Annotated in this window: 23 protein-coding genes and 1 pseudogene; 13 read left to right on the top strand and 11 right to left on the bottom strand. The window is 71.6% G+C overall.

Going from position 1 to position 23,138, the window contains the following annotated elements; translation table 11 throughout:
* Positions 1 to 32 precede the first annotated feature (32 nt).
* Entirely contained in the window at positions 33 to 929 is an 897-nt protein-coding gene (locus ABEB28_RS00790; RefSeq protein ID WP_345725946.1) for an RNA polymerase sigma-70 factor, read from the top strand.
* 181 nt (positions 930 to 1,110) lie between these two features.
* Positions 1,111 to 1,893 (top strand): EI24 domain-containing protein, encoded by a 783-nt coding sequence (locus tag ABEB28_RS00785; RefSeq protein WP_345725945.1) that lies wholly within the window; start codon positions 1,111 to 1,113, stop codon positions 1,891 to 1,893.
* On the opposite strand, the gene ABEB28_RS00780 is transcribed toward ABEB28_RS00785, so the two are convergent.
* Both ABEB28_RS00780 and ABEB28_RS00775 read right to left on the bottom strand, forming a co-directional pair.
* Entirely contained in the window at positions 1,890 to 2,342 is a 453-nt protein-coding gene (locus tag ABEB28_RS00780) for a hypothetical protein (protein ID WP_345725944.1), read from the bottom strand. The genes ABEB28_RS00785 and ABEB28_RS00780 overlap by 4 nt on opposite strands.
* 43 nt (positions 2,343 to 2,385) lie before the next feature.
* Positions 2,386 to 2,595 carry a hypothetical protein gene (locus tag ABEB28_RS00775; RefSeq protein ID WP_345725943.1) on the bottom strand — a complete coding sequence of 70 codons (210 nt, stop codon included), beginning with the start codon at positions 2,593 to 2,595 and terminating at the stop codon, positions 2,386 to 2,388.
* Between the two features lie 322 nt (positions 2,596 to 2,917).
* Here ABEB28_RS00775 and ABEB28_RS00770 point away from each other — a divergent pair.
* Positions 2,918 to 4,030 (top strand): annotated as a pseudogene (locus ABEB28_RS00770) (MerR family transcriptional regulator); the annotation flags it as partial.
* An 80-nt stretch (positions 4,031 to 4,110) separates the two neighbouring features.
* Here ABEB28_RS00770 and ABEB28_RS00765 read toward each other — a convergent pair.
* Positions 4,111 to 5,358, bottom strand: a complete 1,248-nt coding sequence (locus ABEB28_RS00765; protein WP_345725942.1) for an MFS transporter — start codon at positions 5,356 to 5,358, stop codon at positions 4,111 to 4,113.
* A gap of 55 nt (positions 5,359 to 5,413) precedes the next feature.
* Here ABEB28_RS00765 and ABEB28_RS00760 point away from each other — a divergent pair, with 55 nt between their 5' ends.
* Complete coding sequence (locus tag ABEB28_RS00760) at positions 5,414 to 6,451, top strand: LacI family DNA-binding transcriptional regulator (protein WP_345725941.1); 1,038 nt, start codon at positions 5,414 to 5,416, stop codon at positions 6,449 to 6,451.
* Between the two features lie 3 nt (positions 6,452 to 6,454).
* Here the strand turns inward: ABEB28_RS00760 and ABEB28_RS00755 are convergent, their stop codons facing one another.
* Positions 6,455 to 7,492 carry an RNA polymerase subunit sigma-70 gene (locus ABEB28_RS00755; protein WP_345725940.1) on the bottom strand — a complete coding sequence of 346 codons (1,038 nt, stop codon included), beginning with the start codon at positions 7,490 to 7,492 and terminating at the stop codon, positions 6,455 to 6,457.
* A gap of 83 nt (positions 7,493 to 7,575) precedes the next feature.
* Here ABEB28_RS00755 and ABEB28_RS00750 point away from each other — a divergent pair, with 83 nt between their 5' ends.
* Complete coding sequence (locus ABEB28_RS00750) at positions 7,576 to 7,950, top strand: nuclear transport factor 2 family protein (RefSeq protein WP_345725938.1); 375 nt, start codon at positions 7,576 to 7,578, stop codon at positions 7,948 to 7,950.
* A gap of 33 nt (positions 7,951 to 7,983) precedes the next feature.
* Entirely contained in the window at positions 7,984 to 8,604 is a 621-nt protein-coding gene (locus tag ABEB28_RS00745; RefSeq protein WP_345725937.1) for a pentapeptide repeat-containing protein, read from the top strand.
* A gap of 9 nt (positions 8,605 to 8,613) precedes the next feature.
* Here the strand turns inward: ABEB28_RS00745 and ABEB28_RS00740 are convergent, their stop codons facing one another.
* A complete protein-coding gene (locus tag ABEB28_RS00740) occupies positions 8,614 to 9,279 on the bottom strand; it encodes a maleylpyruvate isomerase family mycothiol-dependent enzyme (protein ID WP_345725936.1) in 666 nt (221 codons plus the stop codon).
* A gap of 125 nt (positions 9,280 to 9,404) precedes the next feature.
* Positions 9,405 to 9,842: a helix-turn-helix transcriptional regulator gene (locus ABEB28_RS00735; protein ID WP_345725935.1), complete on the bottom strand. Its 438-nt coding sequence runs from the start codon at positions 9,840 to 9,842 to the stop codon at positions 9,405 to 9,407.
* Positions 9,843 to 9,873: 31 nt separating this feature from the next.
* Between ABEB28_RS00735 and ABEB28_RS00730 the strand changes: the two genes are divergently transcribed.
* The gene (locus ABEB28_RS00730; protein WP_345725934.1) at positions 9,874 to 10,677 is read left to right on the top strand and encodes a hypothetical protein; all 804 of its coding nucleotides are present in this window, start codon (positions 9,874 to 9,876) and stop codon (positions 10,675 to 10,677) included.
* Between the two features lie 25 nt (positions 10,678 to 10,702).
* Here the strand turns inward: ABEB28_RS00730 and ABEB28_RS00725 are convergent, their stop codons facing one another.
* Both ABEB28_RS00725 and ABEB28_RS00720 read right to left on the bottom strand, forming a co-directional pair.
* Positions 10,703 to 11,380 (bottom strand): response regulator transcription factor, encoded by a 678-nt coding sequence (locus ABEB28_RS00725; RefSeq protein ID WP_345725933.1) that lies wholly within the window; start codon positions 11,378 to 11,380, stop codon positions 10,703 to 10,705.
* The gene (locus tag ABEB28_RS00720) at positions 11,377 to 12,519 is read right to left on the bottom strand and encodes a sensor histidine kinase (protein ID WP_345725932.1); all 1,143 of its coding nucleotides are present in this window, start codon (positions 12,517 to 12,519) and stop codon (positions 11,377 to 11,379) included. The genes ABEB28_RS00725 and ABEB28_RS00720 overlap by 4 nt, the downstream gene beginning before the upstream one ends.
* 191 nt (positions 12,520 to 12,710) lie before the next feature.
* On the opposite strand from ABEB28_RS00720, the gene ABEB28_RS00715 reads away from it, so the two are divergent.
* Positions 12,711 to 14,861, top strand: coding sequence for an MMPL family transporter (locus ABEB28_RS00715; RefSeq protein WP_345725931.1), 2,151 nt, complete (start codon positions 12,711 to 12,713; stop codon positions 14,859 to 14,861).
* 58 nt (positions 14,862 to 14,919) lie between these two features.
* Here ABEB28_RS00715 and ABEB28_RS00710 read toward each other — a convergent pair whose 3' ends face one another.
* The 3 genes from ABEB28_RS00710 to ABEB28_RS00700 form a co-directional block, all read right to left on the bottom strand.
* Positions 14,920 to 16,005 (bottom strand): MFS transporter, encoded by a 1,086-nt coding sequence (locus ABEB28_RS00710; RefSeq protein WP_345725930.1) that lies wholly within the window; start codon positions 16,003 to 16,005, stop codon positions 14,920 to 14,922.
* A gap of 198 nt (positions 16,006 to 16,203) precedes the next feature.
* Positions 16,204 to 17,088, bottom strand: a complete 885-nt coding sequence (locus ABEB28_RS00705; protein WP_345725929.1) for an arginase family protein — start codon at positions 17,086 to 17,088, stop codon at positions 16,204 to 16,206.
* 10 nt (positions 17,089 to 17,098) lie between these two features.
* The gene (locus ABEB28_RS00700; protein ID WP_345725928.1) at positions 17,099 to 18,304 is read right to left on the bottom strand and encodes an MFS transporter; all 1,206 of its coding nucleotides are present in this window, start codon (positions 18,302 to 18,304) and stop codon (positions 17,099 to 17,101) included.
* Positions 18,305 to 18,384: 80 nt separating this feature from the next.
* Here ABEB28_RS00700 and ABEB28_RS00695 point away from each other — a divergent pair, with 80 nt between their 5' ends.
* The 5 genes from ABEB28_RS00695 (at position 18,385) to ABEB28_RS00675 (ending at position 23,083) form a co-directional block, all read left to right on the top strand.
* The gene (locus ABEB28_RS00695; RefSeq protein ID WP_345725927.1) at positions 18,385 to 19,257 is read left to right on the top strand and encodes a LysR family transcriptional regulator; all 873 of its coding nucleotides are present in this window, start codon (positions 18,385 to 18,387) and stop codon (positions 19,255 to 19,257) included.
* Between the two features lie 74 nt (positions 19,258 to 19,331).
* The gene (locus ABEB28_RS00690) at positions 19,332 to 20,267 is read left to right on the top strand and encodes a helix-turn-helix domain-containing protein (RefSeq protein ID WP_345725926.1); all 936 of its coding nucleotides are present in this window, start codon (positions 19,332 to 19,334) and stop codon (positions 20,265 to 20,267) included.
* A 99-nt stretch (positions 20,268 to 20,366) separates the two neighbouring features.
* Positions 20,367 to 21,362 (top strand): AraC-like ligand-binding domain-containing protein, encoded by a 996-nt coding sequence (locus ABEB28_RS00685; RefSeq protein WP_345725925.1) that lies wholly within the window; start codon positions 20,367 to 20,369, stop codon positions 21,360 to 21,362.
* A gap of 138 nt (positions 21,363 to 21,500) precedes the next feature.
* The gene (locus tag ABEB28_RS00680; protein ID WP_345725924.1) at positions 21,501 to 22,295 is read left to right on the top strand and encodes an alpha/beta hydrolase; all 795 of its coding nucleotides are present in this window, start codon (positions 21,501 to 21,503) and stop codon (positions 22,293 to 22,295) included.
* Complete coding sequence (locus ABEB28_RS00675; RefSeq protein ID WP_345725923.1) at positions 22,292 to 23,083, top strand: MBL fold metallo-hydrolase; 792 nt, start codon at positions 22,292 to 22,294, stop codon at positions 23,081 to 23,083. Before ABEB28_RS00680 ends, ABEB28_RS00675 begins: the two co-directional genes overlap by 4 nt.
* The last annotated feature ends 55 nt before the right edge of the window (positions 23,084 to 23,138 follow it).

Genomic DNA, 23,138 nt, shown 5'->3' with positions numbered 1-23,138 from the left:
CCATGTCAGAACTACCCCGAACGGATCGAGCGTTGAGCGAACACCGCACCGACCCGGCCACCGAGACCTTCGTCGCCCACCGGAACCTGCTCTTCACCGTCGCCTACGAGATGCTGGGCTCGGCGGCCGACGCGGAGGACGTCCTGCAGGAGACCTGGCTGCGGTGGTCCGAGGTCGACGTCGAGCAGGTCCGCGACGAGCGCGCTTACCTGGTCCGGATCACGACCCGCCAGGCGCTCAACCGGCTGCGCACGGTGAAACGCCGCCGCGAGGCATACGTCGGTTCCTGGCTCCCGGAGCCGCTGCTGACGACTCCGGACGTGGCCGAGAACGTCGAGCTCGCGGAGAGCGTGTCGATGGCGCTCATGCTCGTCCTGGAGACGTTGTCGCCGACCGAGCGGGTCGTCTTCGTGCTGCGTGAGGTCTTCGACGTCAGCTACGACGAGATCGCGGCCGCCGTCGACAAAAGCCCGGCGGCGGTCCGCCAGATCGCGCACCGCGCCCGTCAGCACGTCGACGCCCGCCGCCCGCGCGAGGTCGTCTCCGCGAGCGAGACCCGGGCGGCGCTGGAGTCGTTCCGGCGCGCGTACGAGACCGGGGACGTGCAAGGCCTCCTCGACGTACTCGCGCCGCACGTCGTCTTGATGGCCGACGGCGGCGGCGTCAAGCGGGCGGCGCTGCGGCCGATCGCCGGCGCCGACAAGGTGGCGCGCTTCATCGTCGGCAGGGCCGGCAAGGTGGGAGCCAGGGTCGCCGTCCGGCCCACCGTGGTCAACGGCGGTCCGGCGCTCGCCGTCCAGCTGGACGGGGAGTTCGACGGCGTCATCGCGATTCGGGTCGAGAACGCCCGCATCGCCGGCCTCTACTACGTCCGCAATCCGGAGAAACTGACCCGCGTCGACTCCGCGACGCCGCTCACCCTGCGATGAGGTTCTGGCCGTGCACTGCGGATCCATGCTCGGCTGCGGCCCGCCCAGGCGCCGACCGGCCGCGTTGTCGGGATCCACGGATACAAAAACGGTATCCGCGGACCCCTCCGCCTTGCCGGCCGACACCTGGGTGGGGCCTCGCTGCGAGCGAGATCCGCAGGACACGGCCTAAGCTGCGCGCGTGAGCGCCGAAGCACCGCCGGTCCGTCCGTCCACCGGATCCCAGTTCTTCCTCGGGCTGCGTCTGCTCGGGCGTGGATTCGGGATGTACGGGAAGTACCCCGGGCTGCTGCTGCTCGGCCTGATCCCGGCCGTCCTGGCGTTCCTGCTCCTGCTGGCCGTGTTCGTCGTGTTGCTGGTGTTCCTCGGCGACCTCGGCGACTGGATCAGCGGCTGGTTCGCCGACGGCTGGTCGACCGACGGGCGGAACGCGGCACGCATCGTCGTCCAGGCCGCGATCGTGGTCGGGTCGCTCTGGCTCAGCGTCGTCACCTACACCGGGGTGACGCTGATCATCGGCGACCCGTTCTACGAGAAGATCTCGGAGAAGATCGAGCGCCGGCTCGGCGCCGGCGACTACCCGGACCTGCCCTGGTACCGCACGCTCCCGCGGAACGCGATCGACTCGGTCCGGGTGATCGGCACCCAGCTCGTGCTGGTGATCCCGGTGCTGCTGCTCGGGCTGGTGCCGTTCGTCGGCCAGGTGCTGGCGCCGCTACTGGGCCTCCTGATCGGCGGCTGGCTGCTGAGCGTCGACCTGACCGGCATCCCGTTCAACCGGCGCGGCATCTTCCTGCGGGAACGCCGCCGGGTGCTGCGGCAGCACCGCGCGCTGGCGCTGGGCTTCGGCCTTCCGATCGCGGCGATGGCGTTGATCCCGTTCGCCAACATCCTGGTCATCCCGGCGGCGGTCGCCGGCGGCACGCTGCTGACCCGCTACGTGCACGGAGAGCCGATCGGCTAGCGCCGTTCGTGCTTGCCCACCGGCGCGCTCCGCATGGCGAGCGCGCCGCCGAGGGTGATCACCAAGCCGCCGGCCACCATCACGTACGCTCCGGCACCCGGGCGGATGACCAGGAGATCCGTGCACGAGAACGCGTCGGTGCAGGTCTGGACGTCGCGGCTGCCGCTGCGGACGTCGAGGACGTACCAGAGCCAGGCGGCCGCGGTCACCAGTCCCGGCAGCGCCGCGGCGACCACGAGCCAGCGTCGTCCACGGGTCGAGCCCAGCACGGCGAGCGCCACGGCCAGGACCGCGGCGGCGACCAGGAGGCCACTCTCGACGGTGTTGGGGCGATCGGTCTGCTGCCCGGTGAGGAAGTCGACGGACCGCGATCGCGGGAGGAACAGCGCGGCGACGAGCAGCAGCGCGCCGACACACACGACGTACATCGCTCCTGCGAGTGAGCGCACGGACACTCCTTTCGGCGGGCCCCGCCGGACGGAAGCGTACGCGCTACCGCAGGGCGTCCAGCAGGGCCTGGCGGGCACCGACCTCGACCAGTTCGCTGTCGAGTTCTCGCCCCAGCACCTCGCCGAGTCGCGGAACGACGTGCGGCAGCACCGCGACCGTCCGGGCGTCGTCCCGAGTGGCGCGGACGGCGTTGGGCATCCGGCACCAGCTCCACCAGACGTCGTCCGCGGACTCGGAGTGCGGATCGGACACGTCGGCCAGCGCCCGCTGTGCGCGCGGCAGTTCACCGGCGCGTAGCCGGGCGATCGGTTCCCGGCCGCGGCCGCGCTCAGCGGCAGCGCGCCCAGCTCGGCCCAGGGGCGGCGGCCGAGCAGCGCCTGGGCCGGGCCGACCGCCAGATCCCCGGGGTCCAGCCAGACCGTGGGTGCCGGGTGCGCTCGGCGGCGAGCAGCGCCGCGACACCCGCGCAGGTTCCGGCGGTGCCGAAGCTCGTCCCACCGGGACGAACGCCGCGCAGAGATCCGTGGTCGCCAGGATCCGGAGCGCGGTGCCCGGCGGAGGTGGTGGAAGCTCCATGCTTGACCTTGCCCTTCGGGGAGGCCTCACGGTGGGGCGCACCGGCCGCCGTGGCCGGTGCGAGGAGGCTGTATCCGTGCGCTTGCTGACCATCGGAGCCTTTGCCAGGGCAACCGGGCTTACACCCAAGGCGCTGCGTCTCTACGACGAGTCGGGGCTGTTGCCGCCGGCGGCGGTCGATCCGGACTCCGGGTACCGGCTCTACGACCCCGCGCAGCTGGAGACCGCCCGGCTCGTGGCCGAGCTACGCCGGGTCGGTATGCCGCTGGCGACGATCCGCACGGTCTGTGCGCTGGACGCCGCAGCCGCGGCCGAGGCGATCGCCGCCTACTGGCAGCGCGTCACGGTCGAGAACGCGGCGCGGGCACGGGTGGCAGCCCTCCTCGTCGAGCACCTCTCCGGAAGGGCAACCATGTCACTCAACTTTTCCTATGCCACTGCGTCCGACGCGGGGTCGCGGGCCACGATGGAGGATTCCGTGTACGCGGGCGAGCGGCTGCTGGCCGTGGCCGACGGCGTCCACGGACCGGGTGGCGCCGCCGCCAGCACCACCGCCGTCCAGGCGCTCACCGCGCTGGAGCTGACCGACGCTCCGGCGGCCGAACTGCTGACGCTGCTGGCCGGCGCGGTGGCCGAGGCCGACCGCACGGTGCGCGCGGCGGCGTCCGACGAACACCAGCCGATGACGACGCTCACCGCGCTGCTGCGCGCCGGCTCGCAGCTGGCGCTGGTGCACATCGGAGACACCCGGGCGTACCTGGTCCGCGGTCGCGAGTTGTACCAGCTGACGACCGATCACACCTGGGTGCAGTCACAGGTGGACCGGGGTGCGATGAGCCCCACCGAAGCCGGAGCCCACCCGGACCGCGCGCTGTTGGTGCGTGCGCTCGGCGCGGGGGAGCAGCCGGTCGAGGCGGACCTGGCGCTGCGGACCGTGATCCCCGGTGACCGGTACCTGCTCTGCTCCGACGGGCTGTCCGCGGTCGTCGACCGAGCCGGGCTCGCCGCGACGCTGACCGCGGGCGCCGCTCCGGAGGAGACGGTCGAGCGGCTGATCAGCCTCGCGCACGCGGCCGGCGCCCCGGACAACATCGCCTGCGTCGTCGCCGACGCGGTCGCGGACCGACCGTCGGGCGGAGCGCTGTGCGTATCGGCCGGCTATCCGTCGCCGAAGTGCACAGCGCTTCCCGGTCACTCTGCGCCGTTGGCGGCGCGGACCAACGTGTCGTCGGCTCGGCGGCCCGGCCCGGATCCCCTGACGCCGTGGCCGCTCACGCGCAGCAACACCGGCGCGAGGACGAACAAGGCGGCCCCGAGGACCGCGACCGCGATCATCGCGCCGCGCAGCCCGACCGCGTCCGCCCACAGTCCGACGTAGACGGGGCCGAGAAGAAACCCGAGGTAGGACACGGTCGTCAGGATCGACGTCGCGCGCCCCCGGTGGGACTCGTCGACGTGGCGCGACACGACGCCGACGAGGGTGGGGAACAGCACCGCGGTCCCGGCGGCAGCCGCAGCGAGCCCCAGCCCGGCGACGAGCAAGGTCGGGGCGATGGCGATGACCGCCGCGCCCGCCGCGGCGACCGACGCACCGACGAGCAGCACCGTGCGCGCGTGGGCGGCGTCGAGCCCGCCGAACGCGAACCGGGTGATCGCGACCGTGCCCGCGAACACGGCGGGCGCCACGGCGCTCATCCCGGCGCCCGAGTGGAGTACGTCCTGGGCGAAGACCGCGCTCCAGCTCTGGTGTGCGTTCTCGCTGGCGAACGCGAGCGCGCCGAGCACTCCGACGAGGAGGAGCGGAACGAGCGGTAGTCGGCCGGGCGGTGCGGCATCGGGCGCGCCGGAGCGGTGGTCCGATGCCGGAGCGACACCTGCCGGCAGCGTCTTCCACAGACTCGCGGTCGCTACCAGGGAGAGGAGCGCGACGGCGACGAACGGGATCGCGAGCGGCAGCTCGGCGGCGGACGCCAATCCGGTGCCGAGGCTTCCGAGGACGACCAGGCTGGAGAAGATCCCGTGAGCGCGGGTGATGACCGGGCGGCCGGCGATCTTCTCGGCCCGGCCGGCGACCGCGTTCTCAGCCACGTCGGCCGCCCCGCTGGTGGCACCGACGAGAGCGAGCCCGGCGCAGAGACTCGGCAGGTTCACGGCGGTCAGCGCTAACCCGGCGCCGACGCAGCCGAGTGCGCCGGTGGCCACCGCGGCGACCCGTGGGCCCCAGCGATCGAGTGCTCGGCCCGCCAGCAGCATCGCGGGCGGGGCGCCGGCGCCGACGAACAGCAGCGCGATGCCGAGCTCGCCGTCGGTGATCCCGGCCTGGCGCTGCACTCCCGGTACCGAGGCGCCCCACACCCCCCAGAACGCGCCGAAGGCGGCGAACGCGATGAACGCCGCGGCGACCAGCTGACGAGGGGAATCGGTGGACGTCCGTGTCATGTGTGTAACGATACACTGAGTTTTAACGATACACATCATCGCTAGCCTGATCGACATGGGGACGAAGCGGGTGACCCTCGCGCAGGTGGCCGAGTTGGCCGGTGTGTCGGTGATGACCGCCTCCTACACGTACAACCGCCCGGAGCGCGTCTCGGACCACGCGCGCGCCAAGGTGCTCGCCGCGGCGGACACGTTGGGGTACGCGGGACCGGACCCGAGCGCCCGGTCGCTGCGCCGCGGCAGTACCCGCACGCTCGGCGTCGTCATGGGCGAGCACCTGAGTTACGCGTTCGACGATCCGGAGGCGGTGTCGTTCCTCGCCGGGATCGCGGACGTCTGCGCCGAGCAGGGCTACGGCATGACGCTCCTGCCGATCACCGGCGCGGCCGACGACGTCCCGCGGATCCACAACGCCGCCGTGGACGGCTTCATCGTCTGGACGACGTCCGACGACGACCCGGTCCTCACCGCCGTCCAGGCGACGAAGCGTCCGGCGGTGATCCACAGCGGGCCGGCGGTCCGTGGACTGGAGCTGGTCAGCATCGACAACCGGGCGGCGGCGTCGGCGATCGGCGCGGTGGCGTTCGCCGGCGCCCGCCGCCCGGCGATTCTGAGCTTTCCGCTGTCCCGCGCGCGGATCAGCACGCTCACCGAGGGCGGGAACCTCGGCGAGATCACGTTCCCGGTGACGCGGGATCGGCTGGAGGGCTACCGGCGAGCCGCCGAGGAGGCCGGGTTCGGGTGGCACGAGGTCGTCGTCGCGGTCTGCGCCCGCAACGAGGCCGCCGAGGCCGAACAGGTGGCGGCGACGCTCCTGGCGTCCGCGCGGCCGCCGGACGCGATCGCCGCGATGAGCGACCAGCAGGCGGCCGGGGTCATCCGGGCAGCCCGTGCCGCGGGCGTGGCCATCCCGGACGACCTGGCGGTCACCGGTTGGGACGACGCGGCAGTGGCGGAACAGCTCGGACTGACCACCGTCGCGCAATCGCTGCGGGAGCAGGGTGCGGCCTGCGCGCACGTCGCGCTCGGTCAGGGACGCACGGTCCGGACGGCGGCGTGGTCGGTCGTCCGCCGTGGCAGCACCCGGCGCTGACCGTTACGTCGGCACACCGTCGCGAGCCCCGGCCGTCGGCGCGGCGGCGGGCAGGCCGAACCGCGCGAGCAGCCGATCGTCCAGGAAGCGCGTGACGCCGGCCAGGCGCCCGGCCCGCAGCGTCAGGACCACCATCCCGGCCGGTCGCGCCAGCGGCTCACCGCCCTCGGCGAGGTAATAGCCGAACGCCGGTTGCCGGTTGGCGCGGGTGGGCAGCAGGACGCCGGTTCGGCGGTCGCGCCACTCCCCGCTGGCCCGGAGGAACGCGGCGATCGCGGCCGGTCCCCGGTAGACGTGCGGAGCCGGGGGCATGGCCAGCCAGGCGTCGTCGGTGAGCAGCCGGAGCAGGCCGGGAACGTCACCGGCGAGGAACGCCGCCGCGAAGCGATGGGGCAGGTCCTGCTCCTCCTGCGGGCCGACGGCCGTGCGCTCGGCCGACGGCTCGGTGGGCCGGTCCTGGGCGAGCGTGGCGCGGGCCCGCTGCAGCGCGCCCTTGACCACGGTCGGGGTGACGCCGAGGATCGCGGCGGCCTCGGCCGTCGAGTAGCCGAGCACGTCGCGGAGCACCAGCGCGGCGGTCTGCCGCGGCGGGAGGCGCTGGAGGCCGGCGACGAACGCCAGCTCCACCGACTCCCGCAGGCCGTAGCGGGTCTCGGGGTCGGACGCCGGTTGGGGCAGCTGGTCGAGCAGTGCGTCCGGATAGGGCTGCAGCCAGGTGATCTCCGAGCGGCGGGTGCGTGCGGGCGGGTCGAACGGCGGTACCGGCGAGGGCGGCACCCGGCGGGCGCGGTCCCGGACGTGGTTGAGGCACCGATTCGTCGCGATCCGGTAGAGCCATGTCCGGACGGAGGCCCGCTGCTGGAACTCGTGGAGTCCGCGCCAGGCCGCGACGAGCGTCTCCTGCAGGACGTCCTCGGCGTCGGTGAGGGAGCCCAGCAGGCGGTAACAGTGCAGGTGCAGCTTCCGGCGGTAAGGGCCGACCAGCTCGGCGAACGCCTGCTCGTCGCCGCTGCGAGCGCGGGCCACCACGTCGTCGGTCACCGGTGAATTCTGCCGCGACCGTTCCGTTCCCGTCCGCGGCGGTGTCCATACCGACGACCGAACCCTCACCAGTGGGAGACGCGATGACCGACCAGCAGGGTGCCGCTGTGACCGTTGCACTGAGCTACTACCGGGCCTGGACGAGCGGTGATCTCGACGACGCCCTCACCTACCTCGCCGACGACGTGGTGTGCGACGCACCCGTCGGCCGCATCGACGGTGCCGCGGCCTACCGTGCGTTCGTCGAACCGTTCGCGCGCGCACTCCGCAGCACCAGCCTGATCGCCGCCTACGGGGACGACGAGCGCGCGATCATCGTCTACGACACCGCCTCGGCGCTCGTGGGCAGCGCACCGGCCGCCGAGTGCGTGACCGTCCGGGACGGCAAGATCGTTGCCAACCGGTTCATCTTCGACCGGCTGCCGTTCGAGCTGGCCCGGGCGGGCACCGCCGGATAGGGAAGTGTCGTAGCCGGGTCCTACGGTTCGGACATGGCTGAGCGCAAGCACGGTCTCCCCGCCCCGGAGACCGTCAGCACCGTCCACACCGAAGACTGGGACCAGGGCGTCGGCGAGCGCGACCGGCACGAGCGGGTGGCGTTCGTCGGCCTCGATCTCTGCGAAGCGACGCTGCGGAACGTGGAGTTCTCCGACTGCACGTTCCGCAACGCCCGCTTCAACTGCGCGGAGCTGGCGGACGTGGCGTTCGTCAACTGCACGTTCACCACCGGGAACTTCTTCGACGCCACATTCGCCGACTGCAAGCTCACCGGCAGCATGTTCGACCGGTGCACGTTCGAGCTGATGACGGTGACCGGCGGCGACTGGTCGTTCGTGGGGATGCCGGGTGCCGACCTGAGCCGGGCCTCCTTCACCGGTGTGCGGATGCGTGAGGCGGACCTCACCGGAGTCCGCTACCGGAACGGCACGCTGCGCGACGTCGACCTGTCCGCCGCGTGGCTGCACGGCGCCGACCTCACCGGCTGTGATCTGCGCGGCAGCGACCTGTCGGCCCTCGATCCGGCGGTGACCGAGGTCCGTCAGGCGCTGATCAGCGCGTCCCAGGCCGTGGTCGTCGCGATGGCGCTGGGGATGCGGGTCGTCGAGGACTGACCGTGCGGGTCATCCCGCGGCGAGCCGATCGGTGAGGCGGTCGACGCCGGGCCCCTCCAGGAACGCCAGCCCGGCCGCGCGCCCGGCCGCCGCCAGCAGCAGGTTCTCGGCGGTTCCCCGCACCACCGGGCCGTCGCCGGTCGACCAATTCGCGTCGGTCGTGCTCAGCCGGAGGCCCGCGATCCGCGCCGGACCGCCGAGGAAACGGTTGGTCGCGACGTAGGCCAGCGCCGGGAGCGTCACCTCCACCCGCATCGGGTGGCTCCTGCCCACCGGCCGGGCGATGTCCTGGCCGTGGACGAGGATGTCCATCAGTGGATCCATCGCGCTGCTGAACGGCGTCCGGCGGGAGGACTCCGCGCTCTCCCGCAGCTGGGCGACGAGCTGCGCCGGCGAGAAGCGGGCAGCCCGGTCGTGCGCCGTGTCGGCCTCCATCCGGTGGAAGCTGCCCCGGGCTTTGATCGCACCCTTGAGCACCGTGAACACCGTCGTCCGGGTGGTGGTCGTCAGGTGGGCGACCACCTCGCGCACGGTCCACTCCGAGCACAGCGACTGCACGGCCCAGGCGGCGTCGTCCAGCCGGTCCAGGTAGTCGCAGAGGCGCAGACGCTCGGTGCGGACGGCGGCGGCGATCTGCTCGGACGGGAGGACGGTGGCGTACTGGGTGGGGGTCATGGCGCGGCCTCTCCTCGTGCGGGTCGGTGTTTCGCAGTGGAGACCGCGCCCACGCGCCGAACTCATCGCGCCCGGCCAGCCGAATTCTCGCCCCGCTCCGACGCCACCCCCGGGATCAGACCGCGCTACGACGTGCCGGCGGGTGCGTCGCGGTTCCGGACCGGTCGGGTGACTTGCTTCGCGACGCAGGAGGGCATCCCCGCGGTCGCCTCCGCGGCCTCCCGCCGGTAGGTGCTGGGCGGCATCCCGACCAGCTCGGTGAAGCGGGTGCTGAACGTTCCCAACGACGAGCAGCCGACCTCGAAACACACGTCGGTCACGCTCAAGTCGCCCCGGCGCAGCAGCGCCATCGCACGCTCGATCCGCCGCGTCATCAGGTACGAGTACGGCGACTCTCCGTACGCCCGTCGGAATTCCCGGCTCAGGTGCCCCGCCGACATGTTCACGCCGCGGGCGAGCGCCTCGACGTCCAGCGGCTGCGCGTAGTCCCGGTCGATCCGGTCGCGCACACGCCGTAGCCGCGCGAGATCCCGCAGTTGCTGCGCGGCGGAGGTGGTGGTCACCCGCAGAATCGTCGCATATTACGGTTCCTCCATGCCCACGACCGACCCGGCGGACGTCGCGAGAACACAGCAGCACAGCCGCATCGTCGCCCTCGGCCTCGGTGTGGTCGCGTTCGGTGCGGCGATCGCGCTGAGACTCATGCTGGCGCCCCGCCTCGACGGCGCCCGCTACGAGAACACCTTGATGTTCCTGGGGCCCGGTGCGGTGGCCCTGCTCCTCTTCGCGGTGCACGCCGCCCTGTTCCGGTCGGCGTCCCGACGACGTCCCACCGCGTTCCAGCTCGGCCGCGTACGGGGACGACCAGCCTTCGTGGGCGCGGTTCCACCGATCGACCATGCCCCGGTCCCGGTGTTCGCCGCCCTGGCGACCGTGCTGGTGGTCCTCGACCGGACCCCGAGCGGGGATTCGGCGCTTCCCGCATCCTTCGTCGCGGCCTCGGTGCTTGCGGCCATCGGAGCAGTGGCGGCCGCCACCTGGTTCACGCTGTTCCGCCGGCCGTTCCTCGTCCTCACCCCGGTGAGCTGTTCGTCCGCTGGACTAGCGGACTGCTCCAAGCCCGGGCGTACACGTTCGCGTGGGATGCGCTGGCCCCGGGCGGACCGTCGCCGACCGGCGAGAGAGCGATCTGGCTGCTGGTCGATTTCGGACACCCGACCGCGAACGGAGCGAGGCAGCTCTCACCCCCCGGGTACAGCCGCTACCGGCTGGACACCCGGCGAATCCTCATCGATCCCGCGTTCCTCGCGCACGCGATCCGCTACTACCGCGACCACCCGGCCGCTCGGGCCGGAATCGGTACGGCGGCGGGCCACGCGCAGCTCGTGGCGGCGGTGATACCTCAGCCCGGGGCGGAGCAGTCTCACCGGCCGATGTCGTGATCGCCGGGCTCGACCAGCGCGCTCTCGTAGGCGAAGACGACGATCTGCGCGCGGTCGCGGAGGCCCAGCTTCGTCAGGATGTTCGAGACGTGCGACTTGACCGTGGCCGGCCCGACGAACAGCCGCTCGGCGATCTCGGTGTTCGTGGCGCCGCGCGCGACCGCGACGACGATGTCCCGCTCCCGATCGGTGAGCCGCTGCGCGCGCTCGGCGACAACGGTGTTGACACCAGGGCGCGCAGCGAAGCGGGCGATCAGGCGGCGGGTGATCGACGGGGCGATCAGCGCACCACCGCCCGCGACGGTCCGGACGGCGGTGGCCAGCTCCGCCGGCGGAATGTCCTTGAGCACGAAGCCGCTGGCACCGGCACGTAGCGCCCGGTAGACGTACTCGTCCGGGTCGAACGTCGTCAGGATGAGGACCCGGACCGGCCAGTCCGCGGCGGCCAGGATCCGCGCGGTCGCTTCCAGGCCGTCGAGCTCGGGCATGCGGATGTCCATCAGGATGACGTCCGGATGGTGCTCTTCCGCGGCCGCGACGGCCTCCAGCCCGGTACCGGCCTCGGCCACGACGTCGATGTCGGCGTGGGTCCGCAGGATCATGCTGAACCCGCCGCGGACCAGTGCCTGGTCGTCGGCGACGACGACGCGGATGCTCACGCGGGCACTCCGTCCCGCGGGAAGCGGGCGACGACGCGGAAACCGCCCCCGGGGCAGGAGCCGGCCTCCAGGGAGCCACCGAGCAGGGTCGCGCGCTCGCGCATGCCGACGATGCCGTGCCCCGCCGCCTGCGGCTGGGCCGACGCCGGGGCGGCGGAGTCGGTGACCTCGATGACCACGTCGGTTCCGTCCTCTCGGAGGTGCACGTCGGCCCGGGTGCCGGTCCCGGCGTGTTTCAGCACGTTGGTCAATGCTTCCTGAACGATGCGGTAGGCCGACAACTGCACCCGGGTGGGGAGCGGGCTCCGCAGGTCGTCGGTGATGCGGACGTCCAGCCCGGCGGCGCTGACCTGGTCGATGAGCCGGGGCAGGTCGGCGAGCCCGGGCTGCGGGCCGGTGCCGTCGCGCTCGGGCTGCGGCCGGAGGACACCCAGCAGGTGCCGCAGCTCGTCCAGCGTCTGGCGCCCGGCCTGCTCGACCGCGGCCATCGCCTGCCGGGCGCCGTCCGGGTCGGTAGCGGCGACGGCCTGGGCCGCCCCGGCCTGCACCGTCATCATGCTCACCTGGTGGGCGACGACGTCGTGCAGCTCACGGGCGATGTGGGTGCGCTCCTCCGCGACGATCCGCCGCAACTCGTCCGTGCGCTGGCGTTGTCGCTGCTCGGCGAGGTCCTTGCGCAGTCGCAGGCGCCGCCCGATGTACCAGGTGACGAACAGGAACACGACACCGAAGCTGGTCCCACTCCAGGGCTCGGACCGGACGACACCGTCGAGGAGGAGCAGCACGAGCGCGGCCGCGAGCCCGGCCGCTCCCTTCCGGTTGCTCGTCTCGTACCGGCCGACGCTGTACAGCGCGGCGATCATGATGAAGCCGATGCTGTAGTCGCGGGTGAACAGGAGCAGCAACCAGCACGCGAGCACGACTCCCAGCACCGGTACCGGCGCACGCCGCCGCCGGTAGAGCGCCGCCGCCGCTACCGCCAGGACGAGGAGTACCGCGAGCGGAACGTCGGTGACCGGCCGCACCCGCAACGAATCGCCGGGGCCTTCCATCACCAGCACCGCCGCGACGAACAGCACGACGGCCAGCACCGCGTCCGAACCCCGCGGCCAGCGCGCGAACGGGCCGGTCAGCTTCATCGTTCCTCCGGATCTGCTCTGCTGCTGAGCACGGTATGGCCGGGCGGGCCGAGTCGCATCCGCCTGGGGGCAGAGCCTGCTCTCCGTCGCGCGGGGGAGGCGCCACCTGCGGCGTCCCGCCCGGCGGGGGAGCGTCCGGCCCGTCCCGCGCCGGGCGACGGCGCCCGGGCCCGGCGCCCACGCTGACGGCCATGAATTCCTTCACTCGGCGCCTCGGCTCGGCCAGCGCCCGCAGGCCGTGGATCACTCTCTTCGCCTGGGCGGTCGCTACGGCCGTCCTGCTCGGGTTGGGCAGCACGGTCGGTGGTTCGTTCGCCGACGACTTCGTCGCACCGGGTAGCCAGAGCGAGCGCGCGACGCAGCTCCTCGAGGAACGGTTCCCGGAAGCGGCCGACGGCGTCGCCAGCGCCGTCTTCGCGGTCGACGACGACCTGGCGAGTCATCGGGCGGCCGTCGAGGCCGCGGTCGACCGGATCGCGGACGTCGAGGACGTGGCCGCCGTGGCGGACCCGTTCGCGGCCGGCACCGTCTCGCCCGACGGGCGGGTCGGCTACGCCGAGATCACGTTCGACCGCCCCACGACGGAACTGGGCCCGGCGCCGATCACGGCCGTCGCGGACGCCCTGGCGCTGGCTCGCCGGGCCGGTCTCACCGCCGAGCTGGGCGGGGATGCGGCCTTCATCAACGCGGAGAGCGCGACCTCGGGCGCCGAGGCGGTCGGGTTGCTCGCGGCGCTGATCGTGCTGCTGATCGCCTTCGGCACCGTGGTCGCCGCGCTGATCCCGATCGGGCTGGCGCTACTCGTGGTCGGTGGCGGCCTCGGGGGGATCGCGCTGCTCGCCAACACGATGGACGTTTCCACCGCCGCTCCGACGATCGCGGCGATGATCGGGCTCGGCGTCGGCATCGACTACGCGCTGTTCATCACCGCCCGGTACCGGGAGAGCCGGTCCGAGGGGCGGGACAACGCGTCGGCGCTCGGTGACGCGATGGGGACGGCGGGTACCTCCGTGCTGTTCGCCGGCGGCACGGTCGTGGTGGCGATGGCGGCGCTCCCGCTGACCGGTATCGGCTTCCTGATCTCGATCGGGCTCGGCACCGCGCTGGTCGTGCTCGCTGCCGTGCTGGCCGCGCTGACGCTGCTCCCGGCGATCCTGTCGCTGCTCGGGGACCGCATCGACCGCGGCCGTGTTCCGCTGACCCGGCGGACGACCCGTTCCCCGGAGGAGGGAGCGTGGGGACGGCTGGCCCGGCACGTCTCCCGGCGACCGGTGCGCTACCTGCTCGCCGCCACCGTTGTGCTGCTCACGCTCGCCGCACCGGCGCTGAGCATGCGGACCGCGTTTCCCGATGCCGGCGACGACTCGACGAGCATCAGCCACCGGCGCGCCTACGACCTGCTGGCCGAAGGGTTCGGACCGGGTGTCAACGGTCCTCTGCTGGTGGTGGTGGACCTGCGCGATTCGGGCGCCGGCGCCGGCGATCTCGACGCGCTGGCGCGCCGCATCGCCGCCGACCCCGGCGTCGCTTCGGTCGGGGAACCGGTCACCTCGCCCGGCGGGGACACGGTCGTCCTCCGGGTTCTCACCCACACGCCGCCCTCCGACGCGGCCACCTCGGACACACTCGAACGCCTCCGCGACCTGGCGCCGGAGAACGTCGCGATCGCCGGGCTCACGGCACTCACCGACGACCTGACCCGCCAGCTCGCGCGCTCGCTGCCGATCTTCATCGGCGGGATCCTGATCGCGTCGTTCCTGCTACTGATGGTGGTATTCCGCTCGATCGTCGTGCCGCTCAAGGCCGTGCTGATGAACCTGCTGTCGATCGGCGGCGCGTACGGCGTCATCGTCGCGGTGTTCCAGTGGGGCTGGCTGAAGGACCTGTTCGGCCTGGACGAGACGATCCCGATCGCCTCACCGCTGCCGACGATCTTCTTCGCCGTCCTCTTCGGTCTCTCGATGGACTACGAGGTGTTCCTGCTCTCCCGCATCCGCGAGGCGTACCTGCAGAGCGGTGACGCGGTCGGGTCGGTCGCCCGGGGCATCGCCGGCACGGGCCGGGTCATCACGTCGGCCGCGCTGATCATGACGGCGGTGTTCCTCGCGTTCGTGTTCAGCCCGTCGCCGCTGTCCCGGATGCTCGGGCTCGGCCTGGCGACGGCCGTCCTGCTCGACGCCACCCTGGTCCGGCTGGTGTTCGTGCCCGCCGCCATGACGCTGATGGGCCGCGCCAACTGGTGGCTGCCGGGCTGGCTGGACCGCCGCCTGCCGAGGCTGGGGCAGCCGAAGCCGGACGTGCCGGCCGAGGCGCCGCTCGAGCCGGTGACGGTTCTGCGCTGAGTGCCCGGACGGCGCACGTCCCCCGGAGTGCACACCGCACTCCGGGGGACGCCGCGCCTCACGGTTCGGCGCCGACCGTCTCCCGCGCCGCACGCCGGGAACAGAGGATCCCGGCACAGCTCACGAGGGTGGCCGCGGCGAAGGTGACCGGAAGGCCGACGGTGTCGGCGAGGAGGCCGACCGCCGGTGGCCCGGTGAGGTACGCGAGGTAGCCGACGGCGCTGACTCGTGCGGCCATCACCGCGGTCCGCGCCGGGTCCGAGCGGCCTGCGCGGTGCACCGCCAACGGAAAGACCGGACCGAGCGCCAGCCCGCAGGCGCCGATCGCCACGACCATGCCGACGGGCTGACCGGCGAAGCACGCGACCGGCGTCAGGGTTCCCAGAACCACCGCGCCGACGGTCAGCACTCGGCGCTCTCCGAAGCGGTGGAGAGCGGCGTCGCCCGCCGTACGCGACATGAACATCGCCAGGCTGAAGAGGGCGAGACCGGTGGCGGCCGAGGAGCGTGATCCGCCGAGGTCGCGGACGACCAGCAGCGCCGACCAGTCGAGGACCAGGCCCTCGACGAACAGGCCGCAGACGGCGAGCAGGGCGGTGGTCAGCGGGATCCGCGCCGCGCGCCGGACGTTCGCCGGCGGGCGCTCGACGTTCGCCGGCTGCCGCGCGACGGTGGTCGGACGGCCGGTCGGCCAGAGCAGGGGCGCGGTCGTCAGCGCGGCGGCGACCAGGAGCACCGCAGCCGCGGTGAGATGCTCGGTGACCGTGGCGCCGACCTGCGCCGCGACCACACCCCCGCCGGCCCCGGCGAGCACACCGAGGCTGTATCCCCCGTGGAGCCGGGACAGCACCCGACGGCCGGTCCGCTGCTGATGGATGACGGCTGAGGTATTCATCGCGACGTCGAGGACGCCGCTGGCCGCGCCGAGCACCACGAGTACCGCGGTCAGCTGCCCGGCGTCACCGGCGGCGCCGATCAGGGGCAGCGACCCACCGAAGATCAGCGCGGTGACCACGCTGACCGCACCGGACCGCAGGGACCGGAGCAGCCGGGCGGTGAGGAGCAGCGCGGGCACCGATCCGGCGGCGACCCCGAACAAGGCGAGGCCCAGCTCGCCGTCGGTGAGCCGAAGGCTGTGCTGCACTTCGGGGATCCGCGGGGCCCAACTCGAGAGAACTGCCCCGTTGACGAAGAAGACGGTCCAGAGACCAAAAACGACGGAACGACTGCGGAAATCGCGCACGGCGGCCCTCGGGCCGCCCTGACGGGAACCTGCCGCCTTTCCCCCGGACGGTCAGGGGCGGTGGCTACAACCTTGTCCAGTTCCACCATAACCGCGCGCTCAGGAGTCGGCGGCGTGCCTTTCCACCAGACGTGCGGCACCGGCGACGTACTCCGCGATCCGTCCGGCGGCCGCACCGCCGTCGAGGTCGGGGTTGTAAATGCAGACGCTCAGGCCGCCGCAGCCGCCGATGCCGAGCAGGGTCTCGGTGAGGGCTTCCAGCTGCTCCCAGGACAGTCCGCCGGGCTGCGGGTAGTCCACGGCGGACAGTGCCTGCGTGCTCAGGACGTCCAGATCCACGTGCAGCCACCAGTGCTGAACCCTCGTGACGAGCGCCGCCGCCATCCGGTGTCCGATCGCGACGCCGTCCGGAGCGGCGAGGCGGTCCCCGTTGAGCAGCTCCACGCGGTCGGCGATGCTCGGCTGGCCGCCGTCGGCCAGGTCGTCGGCGTCGCGGGGGCCGAGCTGCACGAGGTCCGATGGGCGCAGGCACGGCAGCACCGGTGCCAGCGCCGGGGGCGCCGACGCCCACCCGAGCGCGAGGGCGATCTCGCTGTCGGCGGCTTCCCCGGTGGGGGAGCGATGCGGGTCCCAGGCGTCTTCGTGCCCGTCGACGAAGACCAGCCCGGCGCCGTAGTTCCGGCGCTCGGCGGCGACGAGTGCGCCGAGCAGCACCGGGCAGTCACCGCCCAGTAGGACGGGAACCCGATCGGCGGCCCAGGCTTCCAGCACCCGCTCGGACACCGACGTCACCATCGCGGCCAGTGCGTCCTCCGCGGCCAGGCCACTCGGGCCGCGGGCCGGGTCGGCGACCGGTACGTCCGCCGCGACCACCCGGGCGCCCGGAAGCGCGGCGAGCAGCCCGGCGTCGAGCAGGGCCGACGGCGCCCGTGCGACTCCGGCCGTCGCACCCGACGAGTTGAACGGGACGGTGATCAGATCCACCGCACCATCATCACGGCGCCACGCCGCCTCCGGTAGCGCCCGCGGAGTTCCGCCCCGCGCTGAGCGTGAGGAGCAGCGAGGCACCCGTCAGCGCGACCCCGAACCAGACGACGCTCGCCACGCTCACATGGTCGACGAACACTCCACCGACCAGCGCTCCGATCGCGATGGACGTGTTGTAGGCCATGGTGTTGAGCGACATCGCGGCTTCGAAGGTCTCCGGTGCGGCACGCTGCGTCATGGTGACCTGGCACAGCTGCACGACGCCGAAGCAGAGTCCCCACAGCGCCAGCGACACGATCGCACCGGCCCGGCTGTCGCCGATCGCCAGCAGCAACAGCAAGGACAGGACGAGTCCCGCGCAGCCGACGAGGAAGCTGCCCCGCAGCCGGTTGGTCGTGGTGAATCCGGCGACGAAGTTCCCCGCTGCGCCGCCGACGCCGTAGATCATCAGCACGAACGTGATGAAGCCGGGCGTGGCGGACGCGTGGTCCTCCAGGAACGGCCGCACGAACGTGTACGCGCCGAAATGGCCGAGCACGAACAGGACCACGGTGAGCAGGACCAGGCGCAGCCGCACGTTCGTGCGGGGGAGTCGGAAGACCTCCCGGACCGGAACCGCGTTGTCCGACGGCAGTGACGGGATCGTGACGGCGACCGCCAGGAACACCAGGGCGCTGAGACCGGACCAGATGAGGAAGGTGGTCCGCCAGCCGGTGAGGCTCTCCAGATAGGTACCCAGCGGTATTCCCACCACGGCGGCGATCGAGATACCGGACATGACGATCGCGGCCGCCCTGCTCGCCTGACGTCCGGCAACCAGGCGCATCGCCATGCTGACGCCGATCGCCCAGAACACCCCGCTGGCGAATCCCATGACGAGGCGGGTCGTCAGGACCACCGGATAGCTCGGCGAGGCCGCGGTGATCAGGTTTCCCAGCACCAGCACCGCCAACAACACCGACAGCAGGACCCGCCGGTTGACGCGCCTGGTCCACGCCGCGAGGAACGGCACGCCCAGGCCGGCCGAGACCCCGTACAGGGTGACCATCAGCCCGGCGAGCCCGACCGACACGCTCAAACTGGTGCTCAGCGGAGTGAGCAGGCCGATCGGCATCAACTCGGTGGTGAGGAAGACGAACAGACTCGCCGTGATGGCTGCGACGCCCAGCCATGGCCGCACGGCCGAGGACGAGGTCTTTTCGAGGATTGTCACGGTCGTCAGCCTGGCGAGGCGCGATCAATGAGTCCAACGCATAGTTCTCATCGATATCAATCGCTGTGCATGATGGTCGGGTGGAGCTGCAGCAGCTGAGATACGTCGTCGCGGTCGCGGAGACCCGGAACTTCACGCGCGCGGCTGAGCGCTGCCATGTGGTGCAGTCCGCACTCAGTCACCAGATCGCCGGGTTGGAGCGGGAACTGGGTGCTCGGTTGTTCGAGCGGACCAGTCGGCGGGTTCGGCTGACCGCCGCTGGCGAGGCGTTCCTGCCCGCGGCGCTGGAGTGCCTGGAAGCCGCGGACCGGGCACGAAGCGAGGTGGCGGCCGCGACCGGCGAGATCCGCGGGCGCCTGGCCGTCGGCGCGATTCCCACGGTCGCGGCCGTCAACGTGCCGGTCGCGCTGAAGGACTACCGGCTCCGCTGGCCGAAGGTGCACATCACGCTCACCTCGGCGGGCAGCGACGATTTGATCGAGCGGGTCCGGCGGGGCGCCGTGGACGTCGCGTTCCTCGGGCTGCCGCTCGGCGCGGAGCCGAAAGGCGTCCAGAGTCTCCGGCTCGGGGGAGGCGAGTTGGTCGCCGTGGTCGCACCGGATCACCACCGGACGGAGACCGAGGTGGACCTGCAGAGCCTGGCGGACGAGCCGTTCATCGACTTCCGCGCCGGAGCGGCCGGACGAGCGCAGTCCGACCAAGCCTTCGCGGCGGCGGGGATACGACGTGAGGTGCCGTTCGAGGTCTCGTCGGCTGACTTCCTGGTCGATCTGGTGCGGCAGGGCCTCGGAGTGGGCCTCCTGCCTGCCGCGTACGTGCCGCGCTTCCCCGACCTACGCCTCATCCGGCTCCGCGACGCGCCCCGGCGGGTGGAGCACCTGATCTGGGACAACCGGCCGACGCCGGCGGCCACGGCCTTCGTCGAGCTGGTTCGGTCTCCCAGCGACGCTTGACCTATCCTTTTGGATCAGGCGCGCGCAAAGCAGAAGCGGAACCTATGTCGTATATTCTCGACACAGCGGACATAATGCCCTCAGATCGTATCGAGGCGGTCTACACCGCGATGATGTACGCGTCGGCGCCGTGCCACGTCATCCATGAGGATCCCGACGGTGACGTTTTCTGCCGGATGGAACTGTGGGATCTGGGCAACGCCAACATCTTCCTCAGCCGGTCGTCCGGTATCCGCCTGCTACGCACGGCGAAACTCGCCAGGCAGGACGCGATGCCGGTCGTCGCGCTGTCCGTCCAGCGAAGCGCCCATGGCCACCTCGAGCAGCGCAATTACCTGCAGGTGGTCCCCCCGGGCGAACTCCTCGCCGTGGACCTGTCCGGGCCCTACGACTACTCGTGGTCGGGTGAAGGAGCGGCCGGCTGTATCCAGATCCCCAGTGACCAGCTCGGACTGCCGATCGACGTCATCCGGCACGCCATCCCGCGGCTACGAGCCAGTCCCCTCTACCGGATGGTCACCGACCACATCAGGAACCTCACGAGGGATCCGGCGGGGATCACGGCGGATCCCGCGGCGGCGATCATCGCCACCACCAGCGTCGAGCTGGCTCGGGCGCTGCTGGTGTCCGCGGACCGCAGTGGGCGGCTCACGAGCCAGGTGCTCGCCGAGACTCTCCTCACCCGCGTGCGCACATATGTGCGCCAGCACCTCGCTGACCCGGATCTCACGCCCGGCCGCATCGCCGCGGCGCACAACGTCTCGCTGCGACAGCTGTACAAGGTGTGCGCGGAGGCCGAGATCAGCCTCGAACAGTGGATCATCAGCCAGCGGCTTCAGAACGTGTGGCACGACTTGCGCCAGCCGGACAAGCGGGATGTGCCGGTCGCCGTGATCGCTCACCGCTGGGGGTTCCGGGATTCAACGCACTTCGCCCGACGGTTCAAGGCCCGCTACGGCGTCTCGCCGGGCCGGTGGCGACGCTCGCACGAGGAGACGCCGCCCTCCTGATCGTGCACTGTGGGAAACATTCGTGCACGCAGGGCCGGTCAGAAACCAGAGCGCTGAAATTACCTTTCGCACCGTCAGGTGCGAAAGGGAGTTCGAATCGTGCTCGTTCTCGATACACAGTCACTGCCAGCCGGAGAACGCGCCGAGGCGTTCCAGACCACGGTCAGCGCCAACTGCTCCGCCAGCATGGCGTCGTTCGAGGATCCGTCGGCGATCCACGCGAGGATGACCGTCTCCGATTTCGGTCCCGCGAAGGTCTTCAACATCGAGGCGTCCGGTACCACCCTGCGCCGCACACCGCGCATCTCGCGGTCCTCGGACGAATCGTCCATCGTGTTGGCCCTGCCGATGCGCACCGACAACCACATGACGTGGGCACGCGAGGAGCGGCTGTTCGGGCCCCGGGATCTGATACTGGTCGATCTGTCCTTGCCCTACGTCTACGGCTGGAAGGGCGGCGGCGCCTCGTACGCGCTGCACGTCGACGTGGACCAGCTGGGTCTCCCCAGGGACATGATCCACGCCGCGGCCCGTGAGCCGAGACGCAGCCCGCTCTACGAGCTGGTGCGCGATCACGTCACCCGTGTGACGGCGCAGGCGGAGCAGCTGGCGGACAGCCCCGGAGCGGCCGCACTCGGCGCCGCTTCCTCCGAGCTGATGCGGGCGCTGGTGGTCTCCGCCGCAGGCGACGACCGGCGGCTGAGGGAGACGATGCAGTCCTCGATGCAGGCCCGGGTCCAGGCCTACATCCGCAACCACCTGCGCGATCCTGAACTGACCCCGGCCCGTATCGCCGCGGCGAACGCCATCTCCCTACGCGCTCTGTACAAAATGTACGAGGCAATGGGGCAGAGCCTGGAACAGTCGATCATCCAGCAGCGCCTGCACGGTGCCCGCACCGACCTGACGGCGTCGCATCGCCGGTTCGCCACCATCGCCGCGGTCGCCCGCGCCTGGGGCTTTTCGAACCCGAGCTTCTTCTCCACCAGGTTCCGCGAAGCCTTCGGCGTCACCCCCCGGCAACTGGTCGCGGCGAGGACCACACCCGGGAACCCCGACCTTGCGACCTCGGGCAGCCACCGCCCTCCCGGCTGATGTCGAAGGTGTGCAGCGAGGCGACAGCCCTGTGCATCACCAGAAAACTCCGGCCGTCGCCCAGGTGCGACATTGCTGCCGCCGGCCCACCAACTCGGCCACGACCGCTCGACTTCCTCTCCGGAAAGGACGCCTGACATGGCACCTGACACGATCGTCCTCGTCCACGGTTTCTGGGTCACCCCGCGCAGCTGGGAGAACTGGATCAGCCACTACGAGAGCAAGGGCTTCCGGGTTCTCGCACCCGCCTACCCCGGCTACGAGGTCGAGGTGGAGGCACTCAACGCCGACCCGACACCGATCCTGCACTCCACCGTGCCGCAGATCATCAACCACTACGAGAACGTGCTCCGCGGGCTGGACTCGCCGCCGATCATCATCGGCCACTCGGCCGGCGGCGCCTTCACGCAGATCCTGCTCGACCACGGCTTCGGCGCAGCCGGCGTCGCGATGAACTCCGCACCCACCGAGGGCGTCCGAGTAGTGCCACTCTCCCAGGTCAAGTCGACGTTCCCGGTGCTCAAGAGCCCGGCGAACCGGCACAAGGTGGTGCCGCTGACCTTCGAGCAGTGGCAGTACGCCTTCACCAACACGTTCACCGAGGAGGAGGGCCGGGCGCTCTGGGAGCGCTACGCCATCCCGGCCAACGGCGGCATCCTCTGGGGCAGCGTCCTGGCCAACTTCCAGCCCGGACACCAAGACACCTGGGTCGACTACCACAACGACAACCGGGCGCCGCTGCTGTTCGTCTCCGGCTCCGAGGACCACATCATGCCCCCGGCGATCCAGGAGTCGAACGCCAAGCACTACAAGTCGAATACCGTCACCGAACGGCAAGAATACGACGGCTACGCCCACCTCCTGCCGGCCCAGAAGGGTTGGCAGGAGATCGCGGACGAAGTCCTCGACTGGGCACTGCGGCACGCCCGGTGAGCGACCTACAGATCACCCACATCGGCGGCCCGACCACGCTGATCGAGGTCGCCGGCTGGCGGATCCTCACCGATCCGACGTTCGACGCCCCAGGCCGGACCTACAAGTTCGGCTGGGGCACGGCGTCGCGCAAGCTGACCGGCCCGGCGATCCCAGCGGACTCGCTGGGCAACATCGACGCTGTACTACTGACCCACGACCACCACGCCGACAACCTCGACGACACCGGCCGCGCACTACTGCCATCGGCAGACCGAGTCGTCACCACCATCGCCGGTGGACGGCGGCTCGGCGCCCAGGCCACCGGGCTCGCGCCCTGGCACGTCACCGAACTGACGGCTCCCGACAAACCAACCATCGAGATCACCGCGACCCCATGCCGTCACGGCCCGCCACTGAGTCGGCCAGTGGCGGGCGAAGTGACCGGCTTCGTCCTGCTCTGGCCGGGACAGCAGCACGGCCCGCTGTGGATCACCGGTGACACGGTGCTCTACTCGGGGGTACGGCAGGTGGCCGAGCGCTTCAGCATCGGCACAATGGTGCTGCACCTGGGTGCGGTGAAGTTCGGCCTGACCGGCCCGCTGCGCTACACGATGACAGCAGCCGACGGCGCCGAACTGTGCCAGCTGATCGAGGCCCGCACGGTCCTACCGGTGCACTACGAGGGCTGGGGCCACTTCACCGAGGGCCAATCGGCGATCGAGTCCGCGTTCGCCCTCCAACCCGATCCCATCCGACGCAGTCTGCACTGGCTGATCCCAGGTGTGGCCACGTGCCTACGGGTCTGACGGAGTCCCGGTGTCGGCGACAACCCGCCGACACCGGGACCGGCCGGGCACGCCT

This window comes from Cryptosporangium minutisporangium (genome assembly GCF_039536245.1).
In the GTDB taxonomy this organism is placed as follows: domain Bacteria; phylum Actinomycetota; class Actinomycetes; order Mycobacteriales; family Cryptosporangiaceae; genus Cryptosporangium; species Cryptosporangium minutisporangium.
The sequence above is the reverse complement of the archived record's forward strand: the minus strand, read 5'-3'. Positions and strand labels throughout refer to the sequence as shown.

What these genes read in the sequence shown, in the direction of transcription:
- ABEB28_RS00740 (WP_345725936.1), bottom strand. Translation starts at nt 9,279, where the DNA reads ATGACCCCCACCCAGTACGCCACCGTCCTCCCGTCCGAGCAGATCGCC.
- ABEB28_RS00690 (WP_345725926.1), top strand. Translation starts at nt 19,332, where the DNA reads ATGCCCTCAGATCGTATCGAGGCGGTCTACACCGCGATGATGTACGCG.
- ABEB28_RS00720 (WP_345725932.1), bottom strand. Translation starts at nt 12,519, where the DNA reads ATGAAGCTGACCGGCCCGTTCGCGCGCTGGCCGCGGGGTTCGGACGCG.
- ABEB28_RS00745 (WP_345725937.1), top strand. Translation starts at nt 7,984, where the DNA reads ATGGCTGAGCGCAAGCACGGTCTCCCCGCCCCGGAGACCGTCAGCACC.
- ABEB28_RS00715 (WP_345725931.1), top strand. Translation starts at nt 12,711, where the DNA reads ATGAATTCCTTCACTCGGCGCCTCGGCTCGGCCAGCGCCCGCAGGCCG.
- ABEB28_RS00730 (WP_345725934.1), top strand. Translation starts at nt 9,874, where the DNA reads ATGCCCACGACCGACCCGGCGGACGTCGCGAGAACACAGCAGCACAGC.
- ABEB28_RS00750 (WP_345725938.1), top strand. Translation starts at nt 7,576, where the DNA reads ATGACCGACCAGCAGGGTGCCGCTGTGACCGTTGCACTGAGCTACTAC.
- ABEB28_RS00680 (WP_345725924.1), top strand. Translation starts at nt 21,501, where the DNA reads ATGGCACCTGACACGATCGTCCTCGTCCACGGTTTCTGGGTCACCCCG.
- ABEB28_RS00765 (WP_345725942.1), bottom strand. Translation starts at nt 5,358, where the DNA reads ATGACACGGACGTCCACCGATTCCCCTCGTCAGCTGGTCGCCGCGGCG.
- ABEB28_RS00760 (WP_345725941.1), top strand. Translation starts at nt 5,414, where the DNA reads ATGGGGACGAAGCGGGTGACCCTCGCGCAGGTGGCCGAGTTGGCCGGT.